This window comes from Alkanindiges illinoisensis, from assembly GCF_004377485.1.
Taxonomy (GTDB): domain Bacteria; phylum Pseudomonadota; class Gammaproteobacteria; order Pseudomonadales; family Moraxellaceae; genus Alkanindiges; species Alkanindiges illinoisensis_A.
Window position 1 is genome coordinate 1 of the sequence record NZ_SNTY01000055.1, and the last position, 3,794, is coordinate 3,794.

Annotated in this window: 7 protein-coding genes; 3 read left to right on the forward strand and 4 right to left on the reverse strand. The window is 39.6% G+C overall.

The annotated features are described in order from the left end of the window. Positions 1-136: 136 nt before the first annotated feature. Together E2B99_RS11220 and E2B99_RS11225 are read left to right on the forward strand one after the other, a co-directional pair. The gene (locus tag E2B99_RS11220; protein WP_134245033.1) at positions 137-406 is read left to right on the forward strand and encodes a hypothetical protein; all 270 of its coding nucleotides are present in this window, start codon (positions 137-139) and stop codon (positions 404-406) included. A 3-nt stretch (positions 407-409) separates the two neighbouring features. Further along, positions 410-973 (forward strand): TetR/AcrR family transcriptional regulator, encoded by a 564-nt coding sequence (locus E2B99_RS11225; protein ID WP_134245034.1) that lies wholly within the window; start codon positions 410-412, stop codon positions 971-973. Between the two features lie 304 nt (positions 974-1,277). Here E2B99_RS11225 and E2B99_RS11230 read toward each other — a convergent pair whose 3' ends face one another. From E2B99_RS11230 to E2B99_RS11240, 3 genes are all read right to left on the reverse strand, one after another. Beyond that, positions 1,278-1,544 carry a hypothetical protein gene (locus tag E2B99_RS11230; RefSeq protein WP_076879183.1) on the reverse strand — a complete coding sequence of 89 codons (267 nt, stop codon included), beginning with the start codon at positions 1,542-1,544 and terminating at the stop codon, positions 1,278-1,280. Between the two features lie 413 nt (positions 1,545-1,957). Beyond that, on the reverse strand, positions 1,958-2,317 hold the full coding sequence (locus E2B99_RS11235) for a helix-turn-helix domain-containing protein (protein ID WP_240687815.1): 360 nt from the start codon (positions 2,315-2,317) through the stop codon (positions 1,958-1,960). Next, positions 2,314-2,616 carry a type II toxin-antitoxin system HigB family toxin gene (locus E2B99_RS11240; RefSeq protein WP_076879184.1) on the reverse strand — a complete coding sequence of 101 codons (303 nt, stop codon included), beginning with the start codon at positions 2,614-2,616 and terminating at the stop codon, positions 2,314-2,316. The genes E2B99_RS11235 and E2B99_RS11240 overlap by 4 nt, the downstream gene beginning before the upstream one ends. Before the next feature lie 487 nt (positions 2,617-3,103). Here E2B99_RS11240 and E2B99_RS11245 point away from each other — a divergent pair, with 487 nt between their 5' ends. Beyond that, positions 3,104-3,706, forward strand: a complete 603-nt coding sequence (locus tag E2B99_RS11245) for a BLUF domain-containing protein (protein ID WP_134245035.1) — start codon at positions 3,104-3,106, stop codon at positions 3,704-3,706. Here E2B99_RS11245 and E2B99_RS11250 read toward each other — a convergent pair. Next, positions 3,695-3,794 (reverse strand): integrase core domain-containing protein (locus tag E2B99_RS11250; RefSeq protein WP_134244542.1); only part of this gene is annotated, 100 nt, incomplete at its 5' end. The two genes, E2B99_RS11245 and E2B99_RS11250, sit on opposite strands and share 12 nt — an antisense overlap.

The window sequence follows — 3,794 nt, forward strand, 5'->3', positions numbered from 1 at the left end:
CTGGCTATCCAGCCTGCAAACAGTCCTATGAGGATAAGCTCGGCAAGCCGGTGATTACAGTGACACCGGATGACAAAAACTTTTCGTATAATCCGGTTCCTGATCCGACCCATCTGGTTTAGGACTGGGTGCTGCAATGACATTATATGAGCAATATCAGTTGGCACAACACCTGATGGGCAATCGTCGCAGGCTGCGCTGGCTATATCCTGACTATAAGCGGGGCGTTGCAGAATGTATGGCCTTGGCATTGGAAGCCCGGCTTTTGTCGGTGGATGATACTGAAGCAATCCAGAAGGCTATTAGCTATCATCAAAAGCGCTATGCAGAAGACCAACAATTATTTAAAACCAAGTTTGATCATCCATCGAGTGTCCCCGATACTTTATATAAACCAAAGGATTGAGCAATGACCCAAAAGCAAAGCCAGATTCTCAGCACCGCCTTATCCTTATTTCACCAGTATGGTTTTAGCCGTACCGGGGTGGACAAGATCATTAGTACCTCTCAAGTGGCCAAGATGACTTTTTATAAATATTTCCCATCCAAGACCAGCTTGATTGAGGATTGTCTTAAAGAAGAAAGCCTGCTGATCCAGACTGACTTAACCCACCGTATGAACCGGGTCTCTGGCCAAGCGGAAAAGCTCAAGGCATTTTTTCAGTGGCATGTGGAATTTAGCAGCTCGCATCACTTTAATGGTTGCCTGTTTAATAAGGCGACTTTTGAATGCGATGATGAGTATGGCTCCATTTTTAAAATCATTCACCGGCATAAGCACTGGAAGCTTGAACTGGTTAAAAATCTGTTGATGGAATTGCAGGTCAGTGACCCGGCAACTCTGGCGCATTTACTGGTGAATATGGCTGAAGGGATGCTGGTCAATGCCCGATTTAAAACAATGGATTATCTGAATGGCTGGACAGTGATTGAAAATCTGATGAGTAGTCACCGGGTTGGTTTATCTGCCTAATGAGATTTATGCTCATGTTTAGAGAATTTGAATTTTGCTTTATCGGCTAAGCAGCCAGGCATGGGCTGCTTGAAATGACAAGATTGAACTAGCGTTAGATTTTCAATCATTGATTACTTTTTGATATGATGACTAAACGCTTTTTGTAGGTAAAGCAAAATACCAATATGCTTTAAAAATTAGCTTTTCTTTTGATACTTTTGAAGTATGAGACAGTCAAAGTATGTAAATATTTTTATAATAAAGGTTAAACAAATTCCTGCTTTTTCAATAAAAAAGATAGAAGAGGGGAGAATTTTATTGGCTAATTCACTTTGATTATTTCACAAAAACCGATCTCATTGAGCTTTTGCTCATGCTCTAGGTCATACAGATAAACCATATTGGTGGTATGTTCAAAGGTTTTCTTTAAGGCCACATGCATGAATTTTGGGAGCTTAAGCTCCTGCCATAGTTTTTCATATCCAGATGTAATTCGGTGGATGTATAACTCCTCTTTCAGGTAAGCAGGTTCACTATCAATAGAAAAGGTGACATTGGGATTATCCCTAACCAACAGATGAATAATCATTTTTTCCCTCCTGAAAACCAATTATCTATCATAAAAAAAATCATCAACAATAATAGGAACTTTTAGTAATTTTACTTTAAATTTTTTAATACCATTGATTAGATATTCTGTTGATTTGGACTTTTAGAATGGCCAGCAAATTACTACAATATACTGTTGCTCAACAGCAAACCTTACCTCATGAATACATTAAATAAGTGCGGGCATGGTGGGAATTAGTTTCCCGAAACCCGTTCAAGTCTTAAGATAATGAGTGTTTAGAGGGCAAAAGGGTTCTTAACCTGCTTTGTCATATCTTGATTGTTTATAAGTGCTTCTAATTTTACTGCTTTAGTAATTTTCAGTAGGGATGATAGATATCTCTATTGACTGATATCTTGATATTGAGATTTAAAAATCAAAATGCCGTCAAGTTAATAGGCATTAACAAGACTTTCCAGTGGAATATTTAACCCGGCATTAAGTTTTCTAATCATGGGCAGCGTTAGACGACGTTTCTTGCTCAATACCTCAGAAACCCGGCCGCTGCCGCCAATAAATGGCTCTAGATCCTTGGGCTGTAAACCTTGTTGTTCCATACGAAATTTAATTGCTTCAACGGGATTAGAGGGCTTAATTGGGAAATGCTCATCTTCGTATTTCTCTACCAACAGGCTTAATATTTCCAGCTCATTGCCCTCTGGGGTATCTATGGGTGCTCCCCATAATTCCTCAATACGCGCTAAAGCAGCACTTAGCTCGTCATGACTACGAATAGGCTTAAGATTCATCATATATTCTCCGCATCGAGGTTATCATACTGAGTATGTGTACCAACAAACTTGATAAAGCCCATTTGTCGTTCAAGATCAAAGGCGACGATTAAGCGATATTTGTTGCCACCAATATTAAAGACAATACGACCACCTTTTAAGATACTGGCTGTGCCAAAAACTTCCTTAATCGCTTGTGGCGTTGCATAACTGGCCTTTTCAAAGTGCCTATACCACTCGGTTAAAGGCGTTTCAGAATCTGCGTAAGCTGGACTACTTTCCCAAAATGCAACTAATCTGCTTTTTGCCAATATACGCATATCTTGAACTCTGATCTATTGAGTTATAATACTCCCAAAATGGGAGTTATGCAAACAGTCTGGTAGTTGTTGGCTTAAATTCGGACTGTCGTAAATGGAATAATGCTTTAACGATAAGTACCCAAAAGAAAAGCCCAGACTAACTGGGCTTTTTTATCATTCAATATTGGGTAAGCCAACGGTGTCAGTATTAACCTCATGGCCATTCACAGTACCTATTACTGATATCATTCTGGGTTCCACTAGCTTGAGTTCACGGCGGATATGTTCTTCAGTCAGTATATTATTGGCTTTAAGCTAGCCAGCGTTTAGGTCACTTAAGGGAATAAAAATAAAATTCCTTCTTGTATAAGTATTAATGGTGGTAAGGATAAAAATGATAAAGCGACCAGAATCACAGATGAAAAATCAATAAGTGTTGATGTAAAAAAATGTATAATAATAGTATTGATTTATTGGCAATGTAATTACTTTATTCAGGATTTTGATGCCACAACCGACCAGATTCTCATATGCCAGCACATCAAATGCGCTGCCCTCTACCATTAGGGATCATCTGAAGCGTATTACTAAAAATGCAGAGGTCAATAATGCGCGTGGAGAAATGGCAGGTGTTTTAGTGTATGGCAATAACTTCTTTTTTCAGTGTCTTGAAGCACCCGCATCCACCATCGACAAGGTTTATCGAGATGCTGTTTTCAATCCATTGGATGAGCAATTCAAACTATTAAAACGTGAGACCATTTCTAAATATTATTTTACAGGTTGGGAAATTAAATATTTCGTTCGTGAGGAAGCACTGCAACAGTTTTTCGTTAAGCACTATGGCCAGAATGGTTTTGACCCATACTTGCTAGAAGCTAGCCAGCTTGATGAGTTCATTGCATTATTGGCAGGTTTGGCACCTCAGCGTTTTGCTGTAAAGGCGCATCGTGCAGAAGTAAGTGAACTTTCCCACAGTGCCGGCCGTCTGGGAAGTGTATATTATCTCGCTGGCTTTATGCTCATCGCCGCACTGATCATTCTTGGGTTGATATTTGGGTTAAACCAATGTATTAGCCCCTATAAAAACGGACAATTAACTGGCTAATTTCATCGCCAGGAATTCACGAGGTGATTTCATGTTTAACCCGCTGTGCGGATGGCTGCAATTGTAATCCTCTATCCACCTGGGTAAA

Bases quoted from the DNA above. Each gene is read 5' to 3' on its own strand.
- E2B99_RS11225 (WP_134245034.1), top strand. From the start codon at position 410: ATGACCCAAAAGCAAAGCCAGATTCTCAGCACCGCCTTATCCTTATTT.
- E2B99_RS11240 (WP_076879184.1), bottom strand. From the start codon at position 2,616: ATGCGTATATTGGCAAAAAGCAGATTAGTTGCATTTTGGGAAAGTAGT.
- E2B99_RS11235 (WP_240687815.1), bottom strand. From the start codon at position 2,317: ATGATGAATCTTAAGCCTATTCGTAGTCATGACGAGCTAAGTGCTGCT.
- E2B99_RS11245 (WP_134245035.1), top strand. From the start codon at position 3,104: ATGCCACAACCGACCAGATTCTCATATGCCAGCACATCAAATGCGCTG.
- E2B99_RS11220 (WP_134245033.1), top strand. From the start codon at position 137: ATGACATTATATGAGCAATATCAGTTGGCACAACACCTGATGGGCAAT.
- E2B99_RS11230 (WP_076879183.1), bottom strand. From the start codon at position 1,544: ATGATTATTCATCTGTTGGTTAGGGATAATCCCAATGTCACCTTTTCT.